We start from the raw sequence: 25,063 nt of genomic DNA, 5'->3' as shown, positions 1-25,063 counted from the left end.
ACGTCATGAAATTCTGGCTGGTTCTGATGGCGGTGGCGGAGCTCGATCAGTTGGTCGAGCTGTCCCAACATGCCGAGGCGTGCGGTTTTCACGGAGTGACCGTGGCCGACCACCTCGTCATGCCGACGAAGTTCGACACCAAATATCCCTATTCGCAGGATGGCGAATGGTTCTGGCCGATCGAAACCCCCTGGCCGGACCCGTGGGTGACGCTGGGCGTGATCGGTGCGGGCACCAAGCGCATCGAGCTTGCCACCAATATCTATCTCGCCGCGTTGCGCGATCCCTTCACGGCCGCGCGCGCCATCTCCACGGTAGACGTCTTTTCGTCCGGCCGCGCGCTGTGCGGCATTTCGGCCGGTTGGCTGAAGGAAGAATATGACGCGGTCGGCGTGCCCTTCGAGACGCGCGGACGGCGCATGGACGAGATGATAGCCGTGATGCGCAAGCTGTGGACTGGCGACAATGTCAGCCATGACGGCGAGTTTTTCGACTTCCAGGATGTGATGATGCGTCCGGCACCCGTGCGGCCTGTGCCGATCATGTGTGGCGGATCGGCCAAGGCCGCGCTGCGCCGCGCGGCGCGCAACGACGGGTGGCTCGGTTTGCCGATGACGGTCGCGCAGAATCTCGAGACGGCTGCCGCGCTGCGTGCTCTCCGTGTCGAGCAGGGCCTGCCGGCCGACGGGATGCGCATGATGTTTTCGCTGGCAGAACCCTTGACGGCCGATGCCGTGCGGCAACTCGATGAGGTAGGCGGCGAGCTTTCCGCAATCCCGTGGCTGCCGACGCCCTGGGACGTCGAACGCTTCACCGACGACGGCGCGGATTTCACCAGGCTTCAAGTCAAGAAGGACGCGATCAGCCGTTATGCCGATCGCATCATCGCCAAGAATTCATAGGAGACAATGGAATGAGCAAGGATTTTCCCGAAGGCGCGGTGATGGTGTTCGGCGGCAGCGGCGGCATCGGCCAGGGTGTCGCGATCGAATTCGCCAAGTCCGGCACTGCCGTCGCGATCTGCTATCGCTCCAAGCAGGACGTCGCTGAAAAGACTGCCGAGGCGATACGCGCGCATGGCGTGAAGGCGTCGATCCATCAGGTCGATGTGCGGGACAAGGCGCAGGTCGAAGCCGCTGTCGCCGCAGCCGCCAAGGAGCATGGCCGCGTCCATTCGATGGTGTGGGGTGCAGGCCCGCTGGTGCCGCAGATCCACATCGCCGAATGGACCCAGGATCATTACCGCAACGCGATCGAGGTCGAGGTGTTCGGCTTTTTCACCGCATCGCAGGTGCTGATCGAGCATTTCCGCGCCAATGGCGGCGGCTCCTTCGTCCATCTGGGTTCTGCCGGGCATGATTGGTGGCCGGCGATGGACGGGCTTTCGGTCGCGCCCAAGGCTGCGAACGAGGCGCTGATCAAGGGCATCGCCAAGGAAGAGGGCAAGCACGAGATCCGCGCCAACTCGGTTCTCGTCGGCGTCATCGACGCGGGCATGTTCCATGAACTTACCAAGCAGGGCGTGTTCGACGAGGCATGGGTGAAGGAGACCCACAAGCTGCTCGCGCTCAAGCGCTGGGGCCAGCCCGAGGATATCGGCCAGGCGGCGGTCTTCTTCTGTTCGAACCGCGCGCAATATGTGACGGGCCAGACGATTTCGGTTTCCGGCGGCTTCGGGGTCTGATCGAATGGCGACGGCGGCGAAGGCCCAGGAGGTCGGTCTCGATGTCGAGGATCCGTTGATCCTCGACCATGTCTCGTCCCACAAATGGGATGAGGAGGCCGATCTCGTCGTCGTCGGCCTGGGCGGTGCGGGGGTCTCCGCCGCACTGGAAGGGCTGGAGCGCGGCCTCTCGGTCATCGCCGTCGATCGCTATGAAGGTGGCGGGTCGACCGCTGCCAATGGCGGCATCTTCTATGCCGGCGGCGGCACCGTCATCCAGAAGGAAGCCGGCGAGGAAGACACGCCGGAAGAGATGTATAAATATCTGAAGATGGAGGCCGGCGAGGTCGTCGCCGACTCCACGCTTCGGAAGTTCGTCGACGAGAGCGTCTCGACCGTCGACTGGATACTGCAGCACGGCGCCAAGCTGAAAGGCACGGTGTGGAAGAAGAAAGCGAGCTATCCGCCGCTCGATCGCTTCCTCTATCACCCGGACAACACGCTGGTCGCGCGCTACCGCAAGGTCGCGAAGCCTGCCGCGCGGGGCCACCGCGCCAATATCCTCAACGGCAAGAAGGCATGGGGTGTCGGCATCGGCATCTACAACCCCTTGCGCGATTCCGCGCTCAAGCATGGCTTGAGGTTCCGCCAACTCACCGAAGCGCGACAACTCGCGATCGACAGCAATGGCCGCGTCGTCGGCGTCAAGGTGCTGTCGATCCCCGAAGGATCACAGGATGCGCGCGATTTCATCAAATATATCCGCCGCGCGAACGTCTTCCTGGCGATGCTGCCACCGGCATTGCCCTTCGCCGCGATCACCATCGGCATCGGCAATCATTATCTGAAAAAGGCGATGCAGATCGAGGCGCATGGCCGCGAGACTCGCTGGATTCGTGCCAAGGAAGGAGTGCTGCTGTCCACCGGCGGGTTCATCATGAACCCGAAGATGGTACAGCATTATGCGCCGGCTTATTCTGCCGGCATGCCCAATGGTACGCTCGGCGATCAGGGTTCGGGCATCGTCATGGGGATGACGGCGGGCGGATCGACCGCGCTGATGGGTAAGGTATCCGCCTGGCGCTTCATCAACCCGCCCAAGGCATGGTCCGACGCGATCGTCGTCAATGCCAGGGGTGAACGCTTCGTTGACGAGACCGTCTATGGCGCCACCATGGGCGAACATATCGTCGACCATCATGGTGGGTCAGGCTGGCTGATCTATGACGCGGCCTTGCGCAAGCAGGCGTTCAAGCAGGCGTTCGATCCCATCCTCGTGCCGTTCCAGCGCGATGTGACGCTGCTCAACCTTATCGCCAACTATAAGAAGGCGCCGACGATCGAGGCGCTGGCCGATCGCATCGGGCTGGATCGGGAGACGATCAAGGGAACGATCGGCGCCTATAATCGTGCGGCCCGTGGCGAGGAGCCCGATCGGTTCGAGAAGGAGCCGGCCGATATGCAGCCGATCGAGCAGGGGCCTTTCTACGCCATGGACATTTCGATCGCGAGCCGCTTCCTGCCGCTGCCGGTCATCACCTTCGGCGGCCTGCGCGTCGAGGAGAATACGGGGCAGGTACTCAACGAGAAGGGCGTGCCGATCGCGGGCCTTTATGCCGCCGGCCGCACCGCCGTCGGCATTGCCTCGCAGACCTATGTCTCCGGTCTGTCCTATGCCGATTGCGTATTTTCCGGCCGCCGCGCGGCGCGCCATGTCGCCAAGGCGAACGTCTGATGTCCGATATTCGCGTCAGCCTCGGCCTGATCGGCCTTGAAACCTTGTTCGGGGGCGACATTCGCGCTGCGGTCGAATGGTTGGCCGTCGCGGAGGAGATGGGCGTCGACGGCGTCACCCTCACCGATCATGTCGTGATGGGCGAAGCGCTCGATAAATATCCCTATGGCCCCTTTCCGATGCCGCTCGATTGGCCGTGGTGGGAGCCGATCACTTTGCTTTCCGCCATTGCGCTCGCGACGAAGCGACTGCGGTTGCAGACGGCGGTGCTGATCTCGCCGCTGCGCCCGGCGGTGCTGCTCGCCAAGCAACTGGCGACGCTCGACGTGATCTCCGGCGGCCGCGTCTCGATCGGCCTCGGCGTCGGCTGGCAGAAAGAGGAATATGAAGCGAGCGGCGTGCCCTGGGAGGGGCGCTTCGGCCTGATGATCGAACAGATCCAGGTCTGCCGCACGCTATGGCGTGACGCGCCGGCCGCCTTCCATGGCAAGATGGTGAGCTTCGATCGCATTCACAGCCGGCCCTTCCCGGTGCAGGGTGACCGCATTCCGATCATGCTCGGCATCGCGCCCAATGATCGCAACGTCGCGCGCATTGCCGATCATGCCGATGGCTGGCTGCCCATCCAGGCCGACGTGCCGAGCATAAGGGAAGGCATCGAAAAACTTCGTGCCGCCTTTGCCGAACGCGGCCGTGATCCCGACAGCCTGATGGTTCGCGCCGTCCCCCGCGCGGTGAAGGGCGATGACGGCCGGCTGGATATGAGCCGCACGCTCGACAATGCCCGTGAGATGATCGAGGCGGGCGTCACCGAGATCGAACTCTTCCCGCTCCACTTCGCTCGCGACCGCGCCGGGGCGGAGGCGCTGGTGGAGAAACTGGCCGCGTTCAAGGCATCGCTCGCAAGCTGATCGATCCCCCTTTTCAAGGGGGTTTCGGTCGCTATAAGGGCGCCTCCCGCGCTATTGGGGCGTCGCCAAGTGGTAAGGCACCGGTTTTTGGTACCGGCATTCGCAGGTTCGAATCCTGCCGCCCCAGCCAGACCCTGATTTCACACAGGTTCAGACCCCTCCAAGACAGCTCAGAATGACCCGACAAACCCGCCATTTTGGCGGGTTTTGGTCTCATGACGTGCCGGGTGCCCCCCTTGCAGCCCACCGCCAGCGATGGCAATTTGTTGGTAGAACTTCAGCGCCTACCAACAACCCCCGTCACGCACGGGATTCGAGGCTGGATACCATGCTGACCGACATCGCGCTCAAGGCCATGAAGCCTGCCGAGCGGCCTTACAAAAAGGCCGACGGCGGCAGCCTGTTCATCCTCGTCCAGCCAGACGGGAAGAAATATTGGCGGTTCGCCTATCGTTTCGACGGCAAGCAGAAGCTTTTGTCGGGCGGGCGCTATCCGCAAATCGGAATTAGGGCGGCACGAAGCTGGCGCGATGCCGCCAAGGCGCAGCTCGCCCGCGGCCTTGATCCTTCGGCCGAACGCAAGGCCGACAGGTCGCTGTTGGCGACGAGCGTCTCCAACAGCTTCGAGGATGTCGCGCGCGAGTGGCTGGAAACGCGGACGCTCGGATGGTCGCCACGCTATGCGGCTCTTGTCGTCGGGCGCCTTGAGGCGGACGTGTTCCCCTATCTCGGGTCGACCGAGATCAGCGCGATCGCACCGCGCGCCATTCTTGACGTGGTCCGCCGGATCGAGGCGCGCGGCGCCGTCGAAATGGCGCATCGGGTCAAGAACCATCTCAGCGAGATATTCCGCTACGCCATTCCAGATGGCCGGTGTGAGAGCGACCCATGTCGTGATCTCACCGCGGCCATGACCAGGCCGAAGCCTGTTCAGCATCGCGCCAAGGTAAGTGCGCGCGAGCTTCCGGACTTCTTCCGGAGGCTGAATGCCGATGGAGGCGAACGCATGAGCCACCTGGCGCTCCGCTGGACGATGCTGACGATGGTGCGCACCCAGGAGACGCGCTTTGCAGAATGGTGCGAGTTCGAGGATCTCGACGGCGCCGAACCGCTCTGGCGCATTCCACCGGAGCGCATGAAGATGCGATCCGAGCATCTCGTACCCCTCTCCCGGCAGGCGGTAGCGACCTTGCGCGAAATTCACGGGATGAATGTCTTTCGCAAGGCTGGGAACATGCGGCTCGGACGTTTCCTGTTTCCCGTGGCTAGTGCGCGGTCGTTCGTCATCAGCGAGAACCGGATGCTCGACATCATGTATCGGCTGGGGCTTCGCGGAAAGGCGACGGTCCACGGGTTCCGGGGGCTGGCCAGCACCGTCCTCAACGAGAGTGGCAAGTTCGAGGGCGACTGGATCGAGCACCAGCTTGCGCACCAGCCGCGCGGCGTCCGCGCCGCCTATAACTCCGCGCGCTACCTCCAGCACCGCCGCCCGATGATGCAATGGTGGGCAGACTATCTGGAGGCGGCCGAGAAGGCGGGCCAGGAGGGCAACACTATGCCGTCGCTGCTCGCGACGCCCCAGGCGCCGCGGGCTTCGTCCGTCATGTTGCCATGGGATGATCAGCCGGCGTCCGCAGGTCTATCGTGCGCCGGCTGACTCTTCCTGGCCTCGCTGACGCTCGGCCCTCACTCAAGGCGAGGGCGCATCGTCGACATGATAATAGATCGGGTTGCGCATCCACGCGGCGACGGAGGATTCCCGCCAGCCGGTGCAGCGCGTGCTGATTGCGACGCCCTTTGGAAAGGTGCCGCGTTCGATCTTGCGGTAGAGGGTTGAGCGACTGAGGCCGGTACGCTCAAGGACAGTGGGCAGGCGAAGGAAGCGATCGGGATTGTCGGACATGGCTGTTCCTGCAAAACAGGAGGGCAGCCCAAGATGATCAAAGTCTAGAATCAATCAAGGTCAGTCCATCGCGGTCAACGTCCGGATAGATCAGGAAACAAGACCCAGGGAGTCCGTATAAGACCCCAGCAGTATCAGGCGGTCCGGTAAAAATATTTTGTTGGTTCGTCTCAGGACGTCTCATGCGAAGTGCAGATCGCGGTTTTGCGGCAGCCCTAGGGCGCTAACCGCGAATCACTTCGACGAAAGCAGGCTCAATCCTTGCTCTTTTCGCGGCGGAGAAGTTCGTTTTCGATCGCCTCGCGGATGAAGCTGGCAAGCTGGCGCGGCTTGCCTTCCACCGCCTCGATACGCCGGATCGTCTCCGCTGGCAGGCGGATCGTCGTCTGTTTCATGCCGAGCGGCGGGCGTCCCATGTCGTCGCTCGTATGCGGCAAAATGACGATATCCAAGACTTTCATGCGATCGCGCTCCACATAAGCAATAAACGATATCGTTTACTCTATTTACGATATCGTTTATAGGCAAGCCACGATCATGTGCGCACGGCCCCACAGTGCGAACGCGATGGAGGCGAACGATGAACAGACCCGAAAGGCTTGCGTGCGACCTACGGCGCGATCTGCCGGTGCGAGAGCGCCTGGCGCACCTGATTCCGCGCAAGCAGCAGGAAATCGAGCGAGCCGTTCGTCTCCTCCGCTGCTGTTTTGAGGACCGCCGAAAGCGCTCTCCCAAAAAGGGAGTCCTTCATCGGCTCATGATTGTTGGCGAGTTTGCCAGACGGTCGCGTGGGCCAGACCGCGAAACGGGCCAGATTAACGAATACGAGCTTTGGGCCTTCGTCGATTTCCCACAGTATCGCGGTCGCAATCGTCATTGGGGCAAAGCCCGACACGCCTTAGCCACTGAGCTTGCGGGCAGGGCGACGGTCGACCTTTCGGTGTTCACGTCCGACGAGGTTGAACGCTGGCGCGATGGCGGCAATCGCTTCCTCGCCGAAAAGTTCGACCGAGGGTTGGTTCTGTGGGAGCGCAGCTCCAACCGTCAGGAGGCTGTCGATCATGACTGAGGCCCACCTCGGCCTGGATCGGGATGCGCTGCGCGCGCGGATCGGTGTGGCGATCGAGCACTTGCCGCGGCTGACAAGGACCATATTCCTGCTCAGTCGACTGGACGATCTCACTTATGACGACATCGGTTGGCGCTGTGGCGTCAGCGTGGATGAAGTGACCAACCGCATGGGTGCTGCACTTTATCAAATCTATGTCGAAGCCGTGGATGAAGAGGTTTCGGTCATCGGGACGCTTCGACCGACATGCCGACAGTGGCGCGCGGCCTGGGCGAGCTACGTAAGACAGAAGCATGATCGCCGACTTGGCATCGGGACAAGGCGGTAGAGCCTCAATCCGTTGGTGACGGCGGGCGTTCGTCAGCGAGCATTTGATTCCTCGCTGTCGAACGCCCGCTTGCCGCGCCTGCGCCAGAGCAGAAGCGATTGTTCGCGATCCTCGCTTCGGAGACGTGCGGCAACTGCGAGGAACGCGCCGTAGAGCGTGGCGCGATCATCATCGGTGAGTTCGACAAGCCCGGCCTTGGTGACGAGGCCACCTAGTTCGATCAGCTGGCGCGTCCGCTCGCGCCGCTTCACGACCCACTCGCGCGTATCAGTTCGAGCACGTTCAAGCTCGAGGCGATGGCGGCGGGAGATCGAGCGGCAAAGTGCCATTCGGCTTCTCTCCAGTCTTGCGAGCTGGCTTTGCCTTCTCGCCGCGAAAGAAAGCCGCGCCGCGCGAGCGCCACGCCTCCTTCGTTTGTGTGCTGGCATCCTTCAGTGACAGGAGCGCGCCGGCAAGCTGTTCGGATGATAGCGCGTCGGCACCGCATGCAATCACCAGTTCGCCCAACTGGCGCACGCGCCGCTCCTTGAGCTTCCTGGCCTTGTCGTCGAGCGCTTTCAGTTCGGCGTCATAGTCCCGCGGTTTACGCATCGTCGCCCAGCCTCGTAATGCAAGTGGGCATTCCAGTTATCGCAGCACTCGATCAGCCACAACCGCCTGAAATCTCGTGAGACAATGCAGTCCCGAAATTGATGAAATCTTTTGAGGGCGCGCTTATACGTCGTGCCGACGTCGCTTCAGAAGTGTAAATGGATTGCCGCCATGGCGATCTACCACTTCTCCGCAAAAGTCATCAGCCGCGCCAACGGCTCGTCTGCGCTCGCATCTTCGGCCTATCGCGCTGCCACCCGGCTCTATGACGAGCGGCTCGATCGTCATCACGACTTCTCCAACAAGGCCGGCGTCGTCCATTCCGAAGTGCTGCTGCCGAACGGCGCGCCGGAGGCGTGGCAGGATCGCGAGAAACTCTGGAATGCGGTCGAGGCGGCGGAGGTTCGCAAAGACGCGCAGCTTGCCCGCGAGGTCGAGTTCGCCATTCCACGTGAGCTGGACCACGCCGAGGGCATTCGGCTCGCCCGCGAGTTCGTCGCGCGGGAATTTGTCGAGCGCGGCATAGTCGCCGATCTCAATGTGCATTGGGACATGGGCAGCGACGGGCAACCGAAGCCCCACGCCCATGTCATGCTCACGATGCGCGCCATCGAAGAGGATCGATTTGGTCCGAAGGTTCGCGAGTGGAATGCCAATTCCCTGCTGGAGCATTGGCGCGAGGCCTGGGCCGACCATGTCAACGAGCGGCTGGCCGAACTCGATATCGACGCGCGGGTCGATCACCGATCGCTAGAAGCCCAAGGAATCGACCTTGAGCCGCAGCACAAGATTGGTCCGGCGGCCTCGCGCATGGCGGCGAAGGGCCTCGATCCGGAGCGCCTCGCAGAGCACCATGCGATTGCGCGCGCCAATGGCGAGAAGATCATCGCCAATCCATCCCTCGCCCTCGACGCGATCACGCACCATCAGGCGACCTTCACCAAGCGCGACCTCGCCATGTTCGTCCATCGCCACAGCGAGGGGAGGGAGCAGTTCGAACAGGTGATGGCAGCGGTGAGAGCGTCGCCGGATCTGATCGAGCTTGGCAAGGACGGGCGTGGCGAGGTCCGGTTCACCAGTCGCGAGATGCTGGAGGTCGAACGCCGGCTGGAGCGCGGCGTCGATGCGCTGGTCGAACGGACGGATCGTGGTGTCGCCCGCCAGCGGATCGATCGGGCGCTCGCGGCAAGTGCCGCGCAAGGTCTGGTGCTGGGGGATGAGCAGCGCACCGCACTTGAACGGCTCATGCGTCACGATGGCCTGGTCAGCGTCATCGGCTATGCCGGCAGCGGCAAGTCGGCGATGCTCGGGGTCGCGCGGGATGCGTGGGAAGCCGAAGGCTATCGGGTGACGGGGCTCGCCTTGTCCGGGATCGCCGCCGAAAATCTCGAACATGGATCGGGCATCGCATCACGAACGATCGCGAGTGCCGAACATCAATGGGCGGCAGGACGCGATCTCCTGTCATCGCGCGATGTGCTGGTCATCGACGAGGCCGGCATGGTGGGCGCGCGCCAGATGGAGCGCGTGGTGCGCGAGGCTCAGAAGCGCGGCGCCAAGCTGGTGCTGGTTGGCGATGCCGAACAGCTTCAGGCGATCGAGGCGGGTGCTGCCTTCCGTTCGGTCACGGAACGGCATGGCAGCGTCGAGATCAGCGAGATCCGCCGGCAGCGCGAAGGCTGGCAGCGTAACGCCACGCGCCACCTTGCAACGGGGCGCACCGGTGAGGCCATCCTTGCCTATGACGAAGCGGGTCATGTCCATCCCGCCACCACACGCGAAGTAGCGCGAGCAAGCCTGATCGATCGTTGGGACCGCGATCGGCAGGCGGCGCCGGAGGAAAGTCGGATCATCCTGTCGCACACCCGCGCCGAGGTGGCTGAACTCAACCAGGCGGCGAGGGAGCGTGTCCGGGCTACCGGGGGGCTCGGCCAGGATGTGGAAATCCAGACAGCACGCGGCGGCCGTCAGTTTGCAGCGGGCGACCGGATCATGTTCCTTCGCAACGAGCGAAGCCTGGGCGTGAAGAATGGCACGCGGGGAACAATCGACAGCCTGAACCCGACACGCATGGCGGTGTTACTGGACGATGGCCGGAGCGTGGCCTTCGACACCAGGGATTATGCCGACTTCGACCATGGTTATGCTGCGACCATCCACAAGACCCAGGGAATGACCGTCGATCGCGTCCATGTGCTGGCCACACCCGGTCTCGATCGGCACGCCACCTATGTGGCGCTGTCCCGGCATCGGTCGAGCGTGGATCTTCATTATGGCCAGGACGAGTTTGCCGATCGCGGCAAGCTCATCCGCACGCTCAGCCGCGAGCGCCCCAAGGACATGGCGAGCGATCACGTCCGCGATTTCGCTGACCGCCGCCAGATCATCCGACTTGGGCGCGACGTCGATCAGCCGACGCCGGAGCCCAAGTTCGAGCGGAAGAGCATCTTCGCGGGTCTCCGCCTGCCATCCGAGCCCCAGCAGCGAATGCTTCCCGGCTTGCGGCTTGATCCCACGCCATCGCGTCCTGTGGGACGAGGGGAGGGGGCTGCGCTGGGCCAAGCGGTCCAGCGCTTGGCGCGGGCGACTGCGGATATCAGGCAGACACGCCAGCGCGGCCTCAGTCCACTGCCGCATCAGCAGGATGCGCTACGCAAGAGCCGCGAGCTGCTCGACAACCTGAAGCCCCACGCATCGCACGATCTGGCCAATGCGTTCGGGCGCGAAGCTTCGCTGGTCGAGGATGCGGCCAAGGGCAATACCGCCAACGCCATACGTGCGATGCAGCTTGAGGCTGAGATCCGAACCGATCCGGAGAAACGGGCCGATCGGTTCGTCGAGGATTTTCGGAGGCAGTATCGGGCCTATGAGCGGTTTGCGGCGCTTGGCAAGGAGCGTGCTGCTGCCGCGGCCCAGGACGAGGTCATCGGTATGGCCAAATCGCTGGAGCGCGATCCCCAACTCGAGTCGCTCGTCCGGCAGCGCAAGGAGGAGCTTGGAATTCGCGTATTCGAAGAGCGCCAATTGTCTCACACGCTGTCAGAATGGTTCGACCGCTCGAAGGACCGTGGGCTTTCGCGCTAGACCTCGAGGATGGATCGAAATGCTTCACCAGAGGCGGACGCGGCGCGGGCGTTCGAGGATCTTCGCGGCGAGGTGGCGCTGCTGCGGCGCGCCACCGAGCAGCTTGCGGCAGAGCATCAGGCTGTGCCGGATTATTCGCGAACACTCGTCGAGATGAGCACGCGGCTCAAGGACATCAGCGAATGGTCGGGGCATATCGCCAGTCTGCCAGCAATGCGGCTGTCGCCCGTCCAACTCGTGCAGGAGCTGGAAAAGGCGGGGCAGGGCGCTCGTCGCGAAGACAGCCAGACGATCCGTGAGGCAGGCGCCCGGTTGGATGAGCAGGTGAAGCAGTTGAAGACCGCGCTTCAGGGCGCGCGGAATGAGCGCGAACAAGCGAGAACCGTTCGCCGATCCGCGGGCTACGCGTTCGCGCTTGGCGTACTGCTGTGGTCCTTCCTGCCGGGGACAATTGCCCGGATGCTTCCTGTAAGCTGGCATCTGCCTGAACGGATGGCCGCCGGAATCATGAACACTGATCGCTGGGAAGGTGGTCAGCGGATGATGGCCAGTGAAAAGCCCGCGAGCTGGAATCGCATAGGTGATGCGGCGCAAAAGGATGCAGATGCCAGGCCGGAAGGGGCGCAGTAGGCTGTTCGGGCCTTTCACGTGTCCTGAATGAACCCTTCGCCGAGGCCGAGCCGCCGCCGGTGGCGCTTTCTTTAAAACGCCGGAATGGGACGACAACAAAAATCCTGCCAGTCCGGACCCGCCGACAAAGCGGTAGGAGCGCGGCGGTGCAACGCTTCCCAGGATGCGTTATTTGCGCCTGAAAATATAACTGCGGCCCTTGACCTGATGGGATGGACGGCCCCTGCACCAGCGTAGCTGTGCGATGATGGCCGTAGAGCCACGTCTAGAGGAGCCGTCCCATGCAGGAGATAGTGACCGTCGGATTGGATCTGGCGAAGAACGTATTTCAGGTTCACGCGATCGACGCAGGAGGCAAGATTATCGAGCGCCGGCAGTTGCGGCGTGCGGAAGTCTTGAAGTTCTTTGGCGGATTGCCGCCCTGCCTTGTCGGCATGGAGGCGTGCGCGTCGGCGCACTACTGGGGTCGGGAGTTGATGAAGCTGGGTCACGAGGTGCGGTTGATGCCGCCGGCATACGTAAAGCCTTATGTGAAGCGGGGGAAGACAGACGCCGCCGATGCCGAGGCGATTTGCGAAGCCGTGACTCGACCGACCATGCGCTTCGTTGCCGTGAAGACGCCAGAACAGCAGGCCGTGTTGATGCTGCACAAGACCCGCGACCTTCTGGTCCGGCAGCGCACCGGTCTCATCAACGCCCTGCGGGCGCACCTGGGCGAGTATGGCATCATCTCGAGCAAGGGCCTTGGCGGTGTAACCACGCTGGTGAAGCTTGTTCAAGAAGCAAAGGATCTCGTGCCGGCACATGCGCGATCTGCGTTGCATACTATCGCGGCGCAGCTCCGAGCTCTTGCTGGCGAGATCGAGCAGTTGGAGACGCAGATCGTCGCCTGGCATCGCAACGACGGCGCAAGCCGGCGCCTCGCAACCATACCCGGCATCGGGCCGATCACCGCCTCGGCGATTGCCGCTGCAGTGCCGGATGCATCGATGTTCCGATCCGGCCGCCAGTTCGCGGCATGGCTGGGCCTGACCCCTCGACCGCACAGCTCGGGCGGCAAGGAGCGCTTGGGCGGGATCAGTAAACAGGGAGATGGCTATCTCCGACGCTTACTCGTCGTCGGCGCCACGGCGGTCATGCGGATGGTTCGCAAAGATGCCGGCAGGCACCCATGGGCAGCGCAGCTCCTGGAGCGTAAGCCGGTGAAGATCGCTACCGTCGCTTTTGCCAACAAGACGGCACGCGTCGCTTGGGCCGTGATGGCTCGGCACCAGACTTATCAGCCTGCAGTTGCATGATCGCCATCGGCTGAGAACGAGATGGCGTAGGGGTCTTTGAAGTGATGACAGACCGGTCAGACCGGGGATCGCGATAACCCAGGGGAGCAGAGTGCCACAGAGCACGATGACGTGATTAGGGAAGCGATCCGCGGATTACATCAGGGCCAGCAGCCATGCGGCGCTGCATGAACAGGCCGAACACATGGATGCACCCGACCAGTGCTGTCGCTCACCCCCAAATACCTCTTGCGCCGCAGGGGCCGTCCACACATGGCTCTACGGCCATCATCGCACAGCTACGCTGGTGCAGGGGCCGTCCATCCCATCACGTCACCCTCGGCGAAGTTGGCGACGTCGAACGAAGTTGGATAATTGGGATTGTCAAACCGCAGCTTGTAAGGTTGCCGGCCACCTAAAATCACCTGATCCCGCGCTAGTGAAATGCTATCGGCGGGGATCGCAAAGAGGCCCACGTTGTCTCGACCGAGCGTAAACGAGACCCGTTTTCCATCAATGCTTGTAAGACCGTTCTGAAGAACGATGTCTGAACCGCGCCGGGTCTGCCGGAGGCGTTGGGTTGTGAGTCACGCTGCCATATCGATGTCGTTCGCGGCAGCATAATATTGCTCTTCGGCTTCGGCAGGCGGGATGTTGCCGATAGTCTCAAGCAGTCGACGATGGTTGAACCAGTCGACCCATTCGAGCGTGGCGTATTCGACGGCTTCGAAGCTGCGCCACGGCCCACGCCTGTGGATCACCTCGGCCTTGTAGAGGCCGTTGATTGTCTCGGCCAAAGCGTTGTCGTAGCTATCGCCGACGCTACCGACCGACGGCTCGATCCCGGCTTCGGCAAGGCGCTCGGTGTACTTGATGGATACGTATTGCGACCCGCGGTCGCTATGATGGATGAGGCCGCCCCGATGGGCCGGCCGTCTATCGTGAAGCGCCTGTTCCAAGGCGTCGAGGACGAAGCTGGCATGTGCCGTCCTGCTGGCTCGCCAGCCAACGATCCGCCTGGCGTAGGTATCGATGACGAAGGCGACGTAGACGAACCCCGCCCAGGTCGCGACGTACGTGAAATCCGACACCCACAGCATATTCGGCGCTGGCGCGTAGAACTGGCGGTTGACGTGATCGAGCGGGCACGGCGCCGCTTTGTCGCTGATGGTCGTGCGCACCGGCTTGCCCCGGATCACGCCTGCCAAGCCCATCTCACGCATCAGCCGTGCGACCGTGCAGCGGGCGACCAGAAAGCCTTCTCGGATCATCTGCCGCCAGACCTTGCGCACGCCGTAGACCGCGAAGTTCTCGGCGAACACGCGCGCGATCTCGGGCTTGAGAACCTGATCTCGCTGCGCTCGCGCCGATAGGCGCATTGGATTCCGTCGCTGCGCGACACGCTCGAAATACGTCGATGGGGCGATCGGCAGAACGCGGCAGATCGGCTCGACCCCATAGGCATCGCGGTGATCGTCAATGAAGGCGATCATCGCCGGAACGGGCGGTCGAGCTCCGCCTGCGCAAAATATGCCGACGCCTTGCGGAGAATCTCGTTGGCCTGCCGCAACTCGCGGACCTCGCGTTCCAGTGCCTTCACCTTGTCGGCAACTTCGGTCGGGACACCAGCACGCTTGCCGCTATCGACCTCAGCCTTCTTCACCCACTCAAACAACGTCTGCGGAACGCAGCCGATCTTCTCTGAGATCGAAACGATAGCAGCCCAGCGTGACGGATGATCAGCTTCGTGGTCCAGCACCATCCGTACCGCGCGCTCGCGCACCTCGGGCGCAAATTTGTTCGTCGTCTTGCTCATACAGGCTCCACCTTCTCAGGAGTTGGAGCCTCCGGCCAACCCGGTGCGGTTCAGTCCGAGCAGCACGAGTTGGCGTAAGTGCCGTCTACGAGAGCGACCGGGATCGGGGTGGGCGGCCAAAGGATCGATTTGGTCCCTGCCACGACAAGTCCACTTGCCACAAACAATGCGCCAATCAGTCCTAAGCGCTTTCTGGAATTATTCTTGCGGTCCATCGTCGATGATCTGAGTGAAGGCGGGCGCACCTGTCAACGTTCGCTAACCCCGACAGGGCTGCCGCTCGACGGCTTCAGGCCCTCGCGAAAACCGCCATCGTTCTCAAGCTCAATCAACGGCAGCAATCCTTCGCCATTGCGGTCGTTCAAAGCTCGAACTCGACCGCCTAAAAGCTTTCGTCGGCTCATAATGAGAACAATGACTCGATTCGGGACGAGTCGAGAAGCGCAAATAGGCCGGCCTTGTCGCGTATGAGCTGGCTGTTGAAACCCGTTCCGTGGACATGGGGCAGGGACAGTCAGATGAAGCAACCGCGCGGCAATAGCGCCGCATCTGAAAGGCATTGGGCGCGGGCGACGCCCCGGCGCTTGCCAAGGCGATCACTCTGGCTGCGTAACCCGCTTCGCATCCTGAGCCGGAACGAGTTCGCTCCCTTCCGTACGGTCACGATAAAGTGATGCCCGCGCCAGAAGCATCAACGTGATGGGCGTTGTCACCGCCATGAAAGCAATGATCAGCAATTCATGGACGAGCGGCCGGGACTGGAGGACTGAGAAACACAGCATAGATCCCGCGACGATGCAGCCGGTGCCCATGGTTGAACCTAATGTCGGCGCATGCGCGCGCTCGTAAAAGGATTTGAGTCTGAGCAGCCCCAAGGAACCGATGAGGGTGATGCCAGCGCCGAGCAGAACCAGCAGAGCGACGATCAGTGCCGCCCAGGGGGGGAGATCCGGAGCTTGTATCATTCGATGACCTCACCGCGCATGAGGAATTTGGACAGCGCGACCGTGCCGGCAAAACCGAGGAGAGCGATCGCCAGGGCGGCTTCGAAATAATGGGTTCGGCCGGTCTGTATTCCGAAAGTCAGCATCAAAAGCATCGCGTTCACGTAAACGCTGTCGAGACCGAGAACGCGATCCTGCGCGCGAGGACCTGACAGAAAGCGGGTCGCTACGCAGGCCATGGCGAGGCCCAGCATGACCTGAGAGGCGGTCACCGCCCATGCCAGGAGAAGCGTCGTCATTCGAAGATCTCCATGAGGGCTTGCTCGTAGCGATGTTTGATCAGGCGGATCCAGGCCTGTTCGTCCACAACGTCCAGAATGTGGACGAGGAGTTCGCCGGTGCGACGATCGAACTGGACCCACAGAGTCCCGGGGGTTGCCGTTATAATGCAAGCGAGAATCGCCAGCCCATACTGGTTCGTCATGGCGAGTGGCAGCCGCACGAAACCCGATACCCGGTCGGGCCGGGCAGGGGAGAGGAGGATTTTTGCCACGGCCATATTTGAGCGGACGATGTCCACCAGGACGGCCGCCGCGAGCCTTGGGGCAGGCCGAAGGGTCCGGATCCTGACGGGCTGCGGTCGAAGCGCCGCCATGGCATGGCAGGCCGCGATTGCAACGACTGCTCCCAGGACCAGCTGACTGGCTGCAATCGATTGATTAAGCAGCAACCACATGATCAGCAATCCGGTGGCCAGCACAGGATAGGGAACCAGTCGTCTCATTGCGGAATCGCGCCTGCGGTGGGCGAGCCGAATGCGCGAACCGGTTCGACGACGGTCGCATTCAGCAGGCGGGCGGTTTCCGTCATGGCCTGCAACGCGGGACCTGCGAACAGCATCAGCCCGAGGCAGGCCATTAGGAGCACTCCGATCGCGAGAACCTCAGCCACGCGCAAGCCCTGCGGCGGATGGTCTGCGGCCCAAACGAGCTCGATACCGGCACGGCTCGCGGCGATGATCGTGGCGAGGCCCGAAAAAACAATCATGCCTATCAGCGTCCAGCTCGCCGGGCCGGTTCCGGACCTGAGCAAACCGTCGATAATCGCAAATTTGGCGACAAAGCCCGTTAGCGGAGGCAGCCCTGCGAGAAGCAGGGCGCAGAAGAGGAATGCTCCCCCCAGTACGGCGAGTGTGACGGGGATTACGACGCCGACCTCCTCGTCGCCATTCTCATTCACCATGCCGGCATATTCATCGTCGAAAACAGCATCTGCAGCCGTCGAGGTTGCCGCGGGTTCGCCGCGCGCGAGCAGTTCGGCAAGCAGATAGAAGGCGCTCACGGCCAGGCTTGAGCTGACGAGATAGAAGAGGGCCGGACCCAGCACAGCCTCGCCCGCGCCGATCGTCGCCAACAGCGTGCCGGATGAAATGATGAGCGAATAGCCCGCGACGCGCGATAACGTCCGGGCCGCCAGGATGCCGATCGTGCCAAAGGCGACCGTCGAAATGCCTCCCAGGGTGAGAATCCCGTCAACAAGAAAAGCAGATCCGGGAGCATCCGGGGGAATTATGGAGACTAGCCGCACGATCGCATAGACCCCGACCTTGCTGAGGATCGCGAACAGGGCTGCCACGGGAGGGGCTGCGGCTGAATAGGTCGTGGGCAGCCAGAACCCTAAAGGCCACATCCCCGCTTTGATGATGAAGACGATCCCCAGGATCAGAATGCCGCCCTGGAGGAGCGCCAGATCCGCGGCCGACACGGCACGGAAATGCTCGGCGAGATCGGCGAGGTTCAGTGTTCCCGTCACACCGTAGATGAGGCTGGCCCCGATCAGAAACAACAGCGATGCCGCAATGTTGATCGAAATGTAGTGGAGGCCTGCGGACACACGATCGCGGGTCGCCCCATGGAGGAGGAGGCCGTAGGACGCCGCGAGGACGACTTCAAAGAATACGAAAAGGTTGAACAGATCGCCTGTAAGGAAGGCGCCATTCAGGCCGACGAGCTGCATCATGAAAAGCGCATGAAACCGCGGCCCCGCCCGATCCCACCTAGCGGTGGCGTAACATAGCGACGTAAATCCGAGCATGTTCGCGAGGACCAGCAGCGTCGCGGATAGCCGATCGGCGACTAGCGTGATGCCGAAAGGGGCTGGCCAATCTCCCAGAAGATAGATCTGCGTAGCCGTGCCGCCCACGGTGTCCTGGAGCAGCGCCGCCGATATTGCGAGCAACGCAAGCGTCGTCAAAATGCCGATGCCGCGCTTCAGCGCGTATTGCCGCTCGTCGAGCAGGAGCATTCCGGCGCCTGCCGCCATCGGCAGCAGGATCGGCAAGACGATGAGATGATCCGACCAGGTGGCCATCCTATCGATCCTCGCCATCGACATGGTCGGTGCCGCTGAGGCCGCGCGACGCAAGAAGGACGACAAGAAGGAGCGCCGTCATTGCAAAGGAAATGACGATTGCGGTCAGGACCAGCGCCTGCGGAAGCGGGTCCGTAAATCGGGATGGGTCGGCCCTCGCGCTGCCTTCGATCAGGGCCGGCGCGTCAACGCGCAGGCGGCCCATGGCGTAGATGAACAGGTTCACGGCATAGGACAGGAGCGACAGGCCGAGGATGACCTGAAACGTGCGTGGCCGAAGGATCAACCAGACGCCTGAGGCGGTGAATACGCCGATGCCAAGGGCGAGAACCAGCTCCATCACCGGTCCTCCCGGCCGACAGTGGCCGTATCGATGCGAACGAGCGGCTTGCGGATGGACTGATGCGCGATTGCGATCAGGATCAAGGCGGTTGCCCCGACAACGAGCACGAACACCGCGAGATCAAAAAGCAGGGCGCTCGCTAGGGGAATCTGACCCAGGACCGGCACATCCAGATATTCGAAGTAGGACGTCAGAAAGGAGTGCCCGAAGAGCCACGCCGCCGACCCGGTGGCCAAAGCGAGGAGCAAACCAATTCCGATCCAGCGGATCGGCTCGATCCGCAAGCGCGCTTCGACCTGTCGGGTTCCCGCGGCCATATACTGCACGATAAGCGCGATCGAGAAGGTGATGCCGGCCGCAAATCCGCCGCCGGGCATGTCGTGACCGCGAACCCATAAATAGACGGAAAAGAGCAGGAGAACTGGAAAAAGCCACTCCATTAAAACTCTTGGTATCAACAGCGCGTCGCCTAGCGTGTCGCCGATATTTCGGTCCCGGCTGGCCCTGTCACTGGCGTCCTGAACCTGTTGCTGTTGCGGCGCCGGTATGCTTTCCGGGGCTGGCCGGAAACGGCGCAAGAGGGAAAAGACGGTGAGGGCGACGATTGCCAGCACGGTGATTTCGCCGAGCGTGTCGAAACCGCGAAAGTCGACCAGGATGACATTCACGACATTCGATCCGCCGGCCTCCGAATAAGCGCGCCCGACAAAGAAGCTGGACACGCTCTGGACGACGGGGCGAGTCATAACGGCGTAGGACAGGAGCATCATGCCAAGCCCGGCCGCGATTGCGATCGAGAGATCGACTGCGCGGCGCCGGGAGACGGAGAAAGGCGTGGGACCCTCGGGCCGCACTTCCGGGCGGCGCTGCGGCAGCCACCGCAACCCGAGCAGGAGAAGCACGGTCGTGACTGTCTCCACAAGAAGCTGTGTCAGGGCGAGATCGGGCGCAGATAGCCAGAGGAAGCTGATGCAACTGACCAGCCCCGCCCCACCGGCCAGTATCAGGGCTGCCAGACGGTGATATTTGGCCTGCCAGGCGGCGCCGATGGCGCAGGCGCCGCCGACGATCCAAATCAGCGCAAAAACAGGGTCGACTAAAGTGTTTTCGATCGGCCCTGGCGAATAACCGAGTCGCAGAAAGGGGACGGTTCCCGCAAAAATCGCGGCACCGGCCAAAAGGCGCAATTGGGGCTGAAGTCGGTGGGTTCCCAGGTGCCGTTCGAGGCTTCGCGAGGTTGACATAAGGATGGCCAGCGCGCCTTCGAAAAGGCTTCGGGCGCGGATGGCGCGAAGAAGGGGGGGACCATCAGACCGGTTCAGGGCCTCGCGGCACACAAAATAAATGAGCGAGCCCGCCAGCATCGCGGTCATGCTCATGAACAGCGGTGCGTTGAACCCATGCCAGATTGCGAGGCTGTATGCAGGCGTTTCGGCCTGGAGCACGGACCGAACCGCGGTATCGAGAAACGGTCCGATCGTTACAGCCGGCATGATGCCCACGAGCAGACAGGCAATGACTAGAATTTCTATCGGTACGCGCATCCAGCGTGGCGCCTCGGCCGGCTCGGCAGGCAGGTCCGTGGGGGCAGGCCCGAAGAACGTCTGGTGGATGAATCGCAGTGAGTAGACGACGGCAAATATACTGGCGAGAGTCGCCAGAAACGGGAGGGCCTGGTCGATGAGCGATCCGCTATGCTCTTCCAGGGATGCCGACAGGAACATTTCCTTCGACAGAAAGCCGTTGAGCAGGGGGACCCCGGCCATTGCGCCAGCGGCGACCATGGCCAGCGTGGCGGTGACCGGCATGAAACGGTAAAGGCCGCTCAATCTTCGGAGATCCCGCGTGCCGGTCTCGTGATCGATGATGCCCGCGGCCATGAAGAGCGACGCCTTGAAGGTGGCATGGTTCACCGCGTGGAAGATCGCCGCGGTCGCCGCGAGCGGCGTCCCGAGCCCCAGCAAGAAGGTCATCAGTCCGAGATGACTGATCGTGGAATAAGCCAATAGCCCTTTGAGATCCTGCTGGAACATCGCTGCCCAGGCGCCGACCAGCAAGGTCACCAGGCCGGTGGAGGACACAAGCAAATACCAGGCTTCCGTCCCGGCCAGTACGGGCCAGAGGCGGATCAGGACGAAGATGCCCGCCTTCACCAGTGTCGCCGAGTGAAGGTAGGCCGAAACGGGCGTCGGCGCGGCCATGGCATGCGGCAGCCAGAAGTGAAACGGCAGTTGCGCGCTCTTGGTGAACGCGCCGATCAGGATCAGGATGAGCGCGGGAAGATAGAGATGGCTCGCTTGCACGCGATCGGCCGATGCCAGGACGACGTCCAGATCATAGCTGCCGACAATCTTGCCGATCAAAAGAACGCCCACCATCAGACTGAGCCCACCGGCGGCGGTCACGATCAGCGCCATGCGGGCGGAGCTGCGGGCCGCCCGATTATGATGCCAGTAGCCGATCAGGAGAAAGGAAAAGAGGCTTGTCAGCTCCCAGAAGAAGACGAGCTGGATGAGGTTCCCCGACAGCACAAGGCCGAGCATCGACCCCATGAACGCGAGTAAAAAGCAAAAGAAACGGGGGACTGGATCTTCCGACGACATATAATATCGAGCGTAGAGGGCCACCAAGGCGCCTATCCCGAGGATGAGTACCGAGAAGAGCCAGGAGAGGCCATCGAGACGCAAGATGAAGTCCAGCCCGAGCGAAGGCAGCCACGGCCCGGCCCTTCGCAGGACAGCGGCCTGCGACAGCGACGGGTAAAGCAGGACGATCAGGGCGAGCGCAAGGAGCGCGACGGTTCCGGTAAGCACGGCGGCCGTAGTGCGCGCTCGCGATGGGAGGAAACCAGCGACAAGGGCGCCAGCGAAGGGAAGTGCAAGAATCGTAATCAGGAGCGGTTCGTCCGCCATCTCCTCAAATCCCCCGCGATCCGAAATGCGTCTTGGAAACTCCGGGCCAATTCTTGCGAAACCTGATCGGGTTGCAGGGCATCCATGCTCGCGCGGTGGCAGTCCGGAGAGAGGCTTTCATCCGCCCCGACGAAGTTGAAAGATGCGGGAGATCGCGCAACAGCGTCATCCTTGCGGGATCACAAGCACGTCAGCCTCTGAATCGGCGAGCACCTCTTCTGCAACACTCCCGAGAAGAAAGCGCCTCAATCCTGTCCTCTGGTTGGTGCCGACAACGACAAGCGCCGCATTCTCCCGGCTGGCGGTTGCGAGGATCGTGGGGGCGACCTTACCACTAATTGGCTGTAATACCCGGCGGGCGGCGTGCATTCCAATGTCGTTGAGCATGTCCTGGAGCTGCTGATCCGCCCGGCGCTCTTCACTTGCAACATAGTGGTCGACCGCTTCGGGCTCGCTCAGCGCACGCTTCATCATGCCCTGAGCGGGTGCATCGAATGCATGCATGGCCAATATCTCGACTTTCTGGAGGATGGCCAACTCGCGCACGAGCTTTCCCGCCGCTTTCGACGCCTCGTCCATATCCAGCGCCACGAGGGCCCGCCCGTGGGGGCCGGATGGCACGCCGGCCGCCATCAGGACTGGAACCCGACTGTGGGCAATGGTCCGCTCCGCCGTCGTGCCGATGAACGCGTCCCGGAGCTGTCGGCGATGCGGACCAAGCACTATGAGGCTCGCTCCGAGTTCCTCGGCGGCCCCCAGGATGCCGGAAAATACATCGCCTGAGGCCAGCGTTGCCTGCGCTGAAATGCCGTCGATTTGGTCTATGGCGCGCGCCGTTTCCTCCAACAGCGGACGGGCCGCCGCCATCTGCGCATCGACAAGATATTGGGGCTGATCATTATCAACGATGTGAACAAGTGACAGGGCTGCCTCGGTTTGCTTTGCCAATATGATCGCACGTCGCAAGGCCCGATCAGATCGGGGGGAAAAGTCGGTTGCTACGATGATGTGCGGGTCCATTGCGATTCTCCCTGTGGCCGTCACTTTACCCTCAACCCCAATTGTCTGAACCATCCGCCGCGACGATTGAGCCAGAGCGCCGACGGTATGTGCTTCCTTAACCATCGAGACGGCCCTGTGCCCTGAACCTCCGTTTCATGATTCATCGTTCGGATCTGCGAAATGGCGTCAATTGAGCGCCCACCAGAGGGTGAACAGGGCCAAAAGCAGCGGGAGCGTGAGGACTGCGATCAATTCGGCCAACGGCGCGCGGAATTTGTCGCCGTGATCGCGATCGAAATCGGCGAGCTTGCGCGCAAGCTCGCCATCTCCACTGACCATCCTTTTGTCGAGCAAGGTCATGTTGGGAAAGAGTTCGATCAACTCTGCAAGTTCGCGCGCCGACACGCCGGGTAGCGGGAGAGCAGAGTTGCGACGCGAGATGAAGATTGCGCTTCCGGCTTCAGCCGGGCGTAAGAGGATGGCATGCCGATTGTCCTATCAAGCGGGTGGGCGCCTCCGATGAGGCTCCTGACGGGCATCCAGGAAAGATGGCTTGGGGGTACGCCTCGGTGTCAAGCCGACGTCCTGGTGCCTGCGAGAGCCCGGACGCCCGCCGATGGCAGGCGTCCGGCTATCTGCCGATCATCAGGCGCTGAGGCTCCCGAACGTCAGGAAGGACACGTCTATGCATGGCTTGAAGATGGGCTTTTCCGACTGAAAATCAAGGCTCGAACCGCAATATGCAGCCGCGCGAAGCGGCCCGTCCAGCCTTCACGTAATGAAGAATTGCTGGGTTCCGTGGGCCTCGATGGCTTCGGCCAGCCGGCCGAGGGCATGAACATAGGCAGCGCTGCGTGGCGATATCATTCTTGCGCGCGCGAGTTCCCACACGGCGCGACCTTCGGCTTCCATCGTGGACTTCAGGCGGCCGTGAATTTCTTCGACCGTCCAATAATAGCCTTGCCGATTTTGCACCCATTCAAAATAGGAAACCGTTACACCTCCGGCGTTGGCGAGGATGTCGGGAAGCACCATCACACCGTTACGTTCCAATATCGCATCCGCTTCCGGCGTCACCGGGCCATTGGCCAGTTCGACAACGACCTTTGCAGTCACGGTCGCTGCGTTTCCGGCATGGATCAGGTTCTCGAGCGCGGCAGGAACCAGGACATCGCAATCGATGCCGACGATGGCATCGGAGGCAATGGCTGTAATGTTGTCGCGGCGGCCCGCGACGCTCATGAGTCCATCGCCTTTCTTGGCAGCGAGCAGACGGTCAACATCGATCCCGTCTGGCGCATGTATCGCGCCTCGCGAGTCTGATACAGCCACGATCCGGTAGCCTGCGCCGCTGAGCAGTCGGGCCATATGGCTGCCCGCATTACCAAACCCCTGGATGGCAACCCGTGAATTCGGCCCCAGGCCAAGTTCCTGTTCCAAGTGGCGCAGCAGGTAGAAGCCTCCGCGTGCGGTTGCGTCATCGCGACCCAGGGATCCACCCAGCGCAATTGGCTTCCCGGTGATGACGGCCGGTGTGACCCGCCCCATGATTGAGGCATATTCGTCTGCCATCCAGCCCATGATCATGGCGTTGGTATAGACGTCGGGCGCCGGGATATCGCGATCGGGACCGATGATGTTCGAAAACGCCTGCATATAGGCCCGTGACAACCGCTCGAGTTCGGACTTGGAAAGGCTGTGGGGATCGACCTGCACGGCGCCCTTGCCGCCACCATAGGGCAGGTTCATCACCGCGCACTTGAAGGTCATCCAGAATGCGAGCGTCTCGACTTCGTCCATAGTCGCTTCGGGATGGAAGCGAATGCCACCTTTGGTGGGGCCGCGCGTATCGTCATAGCGGCACCGCCACGCCATGAATGACTTGCGCGAGCCATCGTCCATGCGGATCATCAGCCGGGTCTTGGTTGTCTCGCGCGGATATTTGAGCTTCTCAAGCACATCCTGATCGAGGGTAAGGTGTCGGGCGGCATCATCGAGGCGCGTGAGGGCCTGGTCGAGCATGGAGGACATAAGGAAATTTCCTGATCGAGGTGTGTGATGGTCAAGCGGGCGTGCAAGCCGGGGTTACTTTGAGGATGGTGAGCGTCCGCTCATGGCCGTCCCTGTCTGGCCAAAGGATGGATTGTCCTTCACGTAAGCCGATGAGGCCGGCGCCCACGGGCGTCAGAATCGAGATTCGCCCACCGGAAATATCCGCCTCGCCGGGGTAAACGAGCTGACAGGAATAGCTCTTGCCATTGGCTTGATCGGCAAACTGGACGGTCGCGTGCATCGTGATCAGGTTCGCGGGCACGCGATCCGCCTTGTGAACCTTCGCGCGCGTAACTTCGCGCAGAAGAAGCCTGCTCACCTGAGGCAGTCGTTCCTCGACGCCCATCGCGAGGTCTGCGATTATGTCAGCCTCGGTATCGATCATATGGATAGCGGGCCGCCGGCTCGCTTTGCTGGTCATCATCATGCTGTT

At 62.2% G+C, this 25,063-nt stretch carries 25 protein-coding genes, 1 tRNA gene and 1 other annotated feature; of the genes, 11 read left to right on the top strand and 15 right to left on the bottom strand.

Translation table 11 applies throughout. The annotated features are described in order from the left end of the window. The first annotated feature begins 5 nt into the window (after window positions 1-5). The 6 genes from ACFB49_RS15635 (at window position 6) to ACFB49_RS15610 (ending at window position 5,966) form a co-directional block, all read left to right on the top strand. Window positions 6-902 (top strand): TIGR03619 family F420-dependent LLM class oxidoreductase, encoded by an 897-nt coding sequence (locus ACFB49_RS15635; protein ID WP_380872172.1) that lies wholly within the window; start codon window positions 6-8, stop codon window positions 900-902. An 11-nt stretch (window positions 903-913) separates the two neighbouring features. Then, window positions 914-1,684, top strand: a complete 771-nt coding sequence (locus tag ACFB49_RS15630) for an SDR family NAD(P)-dependent oxidoreductase (protein WP_380872171.1) — start codon at window positions 914-916, stop codon at window positions 1,682-1,684. Between the two features lie 4 nt (window positions 1,685-1,688). After that, window positions 1,689-3,398: an FAD-binding protein gene (locus ACFB49_RS15625; protein WP_380872170.1), complete on the top strand. Its 1,710-nt coding sequence runs from the start codon at window positions 1,689-1,691 to the stop codon at window positions 3,396-3,398. After that, window positions 3,398-4,309, top strand: a complete 912-nt coding sequence (locus ACFB49_RS15620; RefSeq protein WP_380872169.1) for a TIGR03619 family F420-dependent LLM class oxidoreductase — start codon at window positions 3,398-3,400, stop codon at window positions 4,307-4,309. Before ACFB49_RS15625 ends, ACFB49_RS15620 begins: the two co-directional genes overlap by 1 nt. Window positions 4,310-4,364: 55 nt before the next feature. Then, a tRNA-Gln gene (locus ACFB49_RS15615) sits at window positions 4,365-4,439 on the top strand. Window positions 4,440-4,637: 198 nt separating this feature from the next. Further along, window positions 4,638-5,966, top strand: a complete 1,329-nt coding sequence (locus ACFB49_RS15610; RefSeq protein ID WP_380872167.1) for a tyrosine-type recombinase/integrase — start codon at window positions 4,638-4,640, stop codon at window positions 5,964-5,966. A 33-nt stretch (window positions 5,967-5,999) separates the two neighbouring features. Here the strand turns inward: ACFB49_RS15610 and ACFB49_RS15605 are convergent, their stop codons facing one another. Further along, on the bottom strand, window positions 6,000-6,212 hold the full coding sequence (locus ACFB49_RS15605) for a helix-turn-helix transcriptional regulator (protein WP_380872166.1): 213 nt from the start codon (window positions 6,210-6,212) through the stop codon (window positions 6,000-6,002). 254 nt (window positions 6,213-6,466) lie between these two features. Then, window positions 6,467-6,673 (bottom strand): hypothetical protein, encoded by a 207-nt coding sequence (locus tag ACFB49_RS15600; protein WP_380872165.1) that lies wholly within the window; start codon window positions 6,671-6,673, stop codon window positions 6,467-6,469. A gap of 119 nt (window positions 6,674-6,792) precedes the next feature. Between ACFB49_RS15600 and ACFB49_RS15595 the strand changes: the two genes are divergently transcribed. Together ACFB49_RS15595 and ACFB49_RS15590 are read left to right on the top strand one after the other, a co-directional pair. Next, window positions 6,793-7,281, top strand: a complete 489-nt coding sequence (locus ACFB49_RS15595) for a hypothetical protein (protein WP_380872164.1) — start codon at window positions 6,793-6,795, stop codon at window positions 7,279-7,281. Continuing rightward, window positions 7,274-7,609, top strand: a complete 336-nt coding sequence (locus ACFB49_RS15590) for a sigma factor-like helix-turn-helix DNA-binding protein (protein ID WP_380872162.1) — start codon at window positions 7,274-7,276, stop codon at window positions 7,607-7,609. The genes ACFB49_RS15595 and ACFB49_RS15590 overlap by 8 nt, the downstream gene beginning before the upstream one ends. A 32-nt stretch (window positions 7,610-7,641) precedes the next feature. Here the strand turns inward: ACFB49_RS15590 and ACFB49_RS15585 are convergent, their stop codons facing one another. Both ACFB49_RS15585 and ACFB49_RS15580 read right to left on the bottom strand, forming a co-directional pair. Then, window positions 7,642-7,860 (bottom strand): conjugal transfer protein TraD, encoded by a 219-nt coding sequence (locus ACFB49_RS15585; RefSeq protein ID WP_380872161.1) that lies wholly within the window; start codon window positions 7,858-7,860, stop codon window positions 7,642-7,644. A 31-nt stretch (window positions 7,861-7,891) separates the two neighbouring features. Then, window positions 7,892-8,200 (bottom strand): conjugal transfer protein TraD, encoded by a 309-nt coding sequence (locus ACFB49_RS15580; protein WP_380872160.1) that lies wholly within the window; start codon window positions 8,198-8,200, stop codon window positions 7,892-7,894. Between the two features lie 171 nt (window positions 8,201-8,371). On the opposite strand from ACFB49_RS15580, the gene traA reads away from it, so the two are divergent. The 3 genes from traA to ACFB49_RS15565 all read left to right on the top strand — a co-directional run bounded on the left by traA (window position 8,372) and on the right by ACFB49_RS15565 (window position 13,212). Beyond that, entirely contained in the window at window positions 8,372-11,284 is a 2,913-nt protein-coding gene (traA, locus tag ACFB49_RS15575; RefSeq protein WP_380879990.1) for a Ti-type conjugative transfer relaxase TraA, read from the top strand. 9 nt (window positions 11,285-11,293) lie between these two features. Then, complete coding sequence (locus ACFB49_RS15570) at window positions 11,294-11,914, top strand: DUF6118 family protein (protein WP_380872158.1); 621 nt, start codon at window positions 11,294-11,296, stop codon at window positions 11,912-11,914. A 281-nt stretch (window positions 11,915-12,195) separates the two neighbouring features. Continuing rightward, window positions 12,196-13,212 (top strand): IS110 family transposase, encoded by a 1,017-nt coding sequence (locus ACFB49_RS15565; RefSeq protein WP_380872157.1) that lies wholly within the window; start codon window positions 12,196-12,198, stop codon window positions 13,210-13,212. Between the two features lie 566 nt (window positions 13,213-13,778). On the opposite strand, the gene ACFB49_RS15560 is transcribed toward ACFB49_RS15565, so the two are convergent. The 11 genes from ACFB49_RS15560 to rnk form a co-directional block, all read right to left on the bottom strand. Further along, a protein-coding gene (locus ACFB49_RS15560) for an IS3 family transposase (protein ID WP_380872155.1) occupies window positions 13,779-15,007 on the bottom strand; the annotation gives its coding sequence in 2 pieces (ribosomal slippage) (window positions 13,779-14,719 and window positions 14,719-15,007; 1,230 coding nt in all). Continuing rightward, window positions 14,610-14,726: a sequence feature (AL1L pseudoknot), on the bottom strand. (Overlaps the previous gene by 117 nt.) A gap of 596 nt (window positions 15,008-15,603) precedes the next feature. After that, a complete protein-coding gene (mnhG, locus tag ACFB49_RS15555) occupies window positions 15,604-15,972 on the bottom strand; it encodes a monovalent cation/H(+) antiporter subunit G (RefSeq protein ID WP_380872154.1) in 369 nt (122 codons plus the stop codon). Further along, window positions 15,969-16,250: a K+/H+ antiporter subunit F gene (locus ACFB49_RS15550; RefSeq protein WP_380872153.1), complete on the bottom strand. Its 282-nt coding sequence runs from the start codon at window positions 16,248-16,250 to the stop codon at window positions 15,969-15,971. The genes mnhG and ACFB49_RS15550 overlap by 4 nt, the downstream gene beginning before the upstream one ends. Continuing rightward, window positions 16,247-16,735, bottom strand: coding sequence for a Na+/H+ antiporter subunit E (locus ACFB49_RS15545; RefSeq protein WP_380872152.1), 489 nt, complete (start codon window positions 16,733-16,735; stop codon window positions 16,247-16,249). The genes ACFB49_RS15550 and ACFB49_RS15545 overlap by 4 nt, the downstream gene beginning before the upstream one ends. After that, the gene (locus ACFB49_RS15540; RefSeq protein ID WP_380872151.1) at window positions 16,732-18,321 is read right to left on the bottom strand and encodes a monovalent cation/H+ antiporter subunit D; all 1,590 of its coding nucleotides are present in this window, start codon (window positions 18,319-18,321) and stop codon (window positions 16,732-16,734) included. Before ACFB49_RS15540 ends, ACFB49_RS15545 begins: the two co-directional genes overlap by 4 nt. 1 nt (window position 18,322) lies before the next feature. Beyond that, window positions 18,323-18,661 carry a Na+/H+ antiporter subunit C gene (locus ACFB49_RS15535; protein WP_380872150.1) on the bottom strand — a complete coding sequence of 113 codons (339 nt, stop codon included), beginning with the start codon at window positions 18,659-18,661 and terminating at the stop codon, window positions 18,323-18,325. After that, complete coding sequence (locus ACFB49_RS15530) at window positions 18,661-21,576, bottom strand: monovalent cation/H+ antiporter subunit A (protein WP_380872149.1); 2,916 nt, start codon at window positions 21,574-21,576, stop codon at window positions 18,661-18,663. The genes ACFB49_RS15535 and ACFB49_RS15530 overlap by 1 nt, the downstream gene beginning before the upstream one ends. Before the next feature lie 165 nt (window positions 21,577-21,741). Beyond that, window positions 21,742-22,701, bottom strand: a complete 960-nt coding sequence (locus ACFB49_RS15525; RefSeq protein WP_380872148.1) for a universal stress protein — start codon at window positions 22,699-22,701, stop codon at window positions 21,742-21,744. 63 nt (window positions 22,702-22,764) lie between these two features. Further along, window positions 22,765-22,983 (bottom strand): hypothetical protein, encoded by a 219-nt coding sequence (locus ACFB49_RS15520; protein ID WP_380872147.1) that lies wholly within the window; start codon window positions 22,981-22,983, stop codon window positions 22,765-22,767. A gap of 366 nt (window positions 22,984-23,349) precedes the next feature. Next, window positions 23,350-24,609: a Glu/Leu/Phe/Val dehydrogenase gene (locus tag ACFB49_RS15515; RefSeq protein ID WP_380872146.1), complete on the bottom strand. Its 1,260-nt coding sequence runs from the start codon at window positions 24,607-24,609 to the stop codon at window positions 23,350-23,352. Window positions 24,610-24,640: 31 nt separating this feature from the next. Further along, a complete protein-coding gene (gene rnk / locus ACFB49_RS15510; RefSeq protein ID WP_380879989.1) occupies window positions 24,641-25,054 on the bottom strand; it encodes a nucleoside diphosphate kinase regulator in 414 nt (137 codons plus the stop codon). Window positions 25,055-25,063 lie beyond the last annotated feature (9 nt).

It is taken from the genome of Sphingomonas sp. DBB INV C78, assembly GCF_042693015.1.
Taxonomy (GTDB): domain Bacteria; phylum Pseudomonadota; class Alphaproteobacteria; order Sphingomonadales; family Sphingomonadaceae; genus Sphingomonas_E.
Note: the sequence above shows the minus strand (reverse complement) of the source record. Positions and strands in the feature narration are given on the sequence as shown.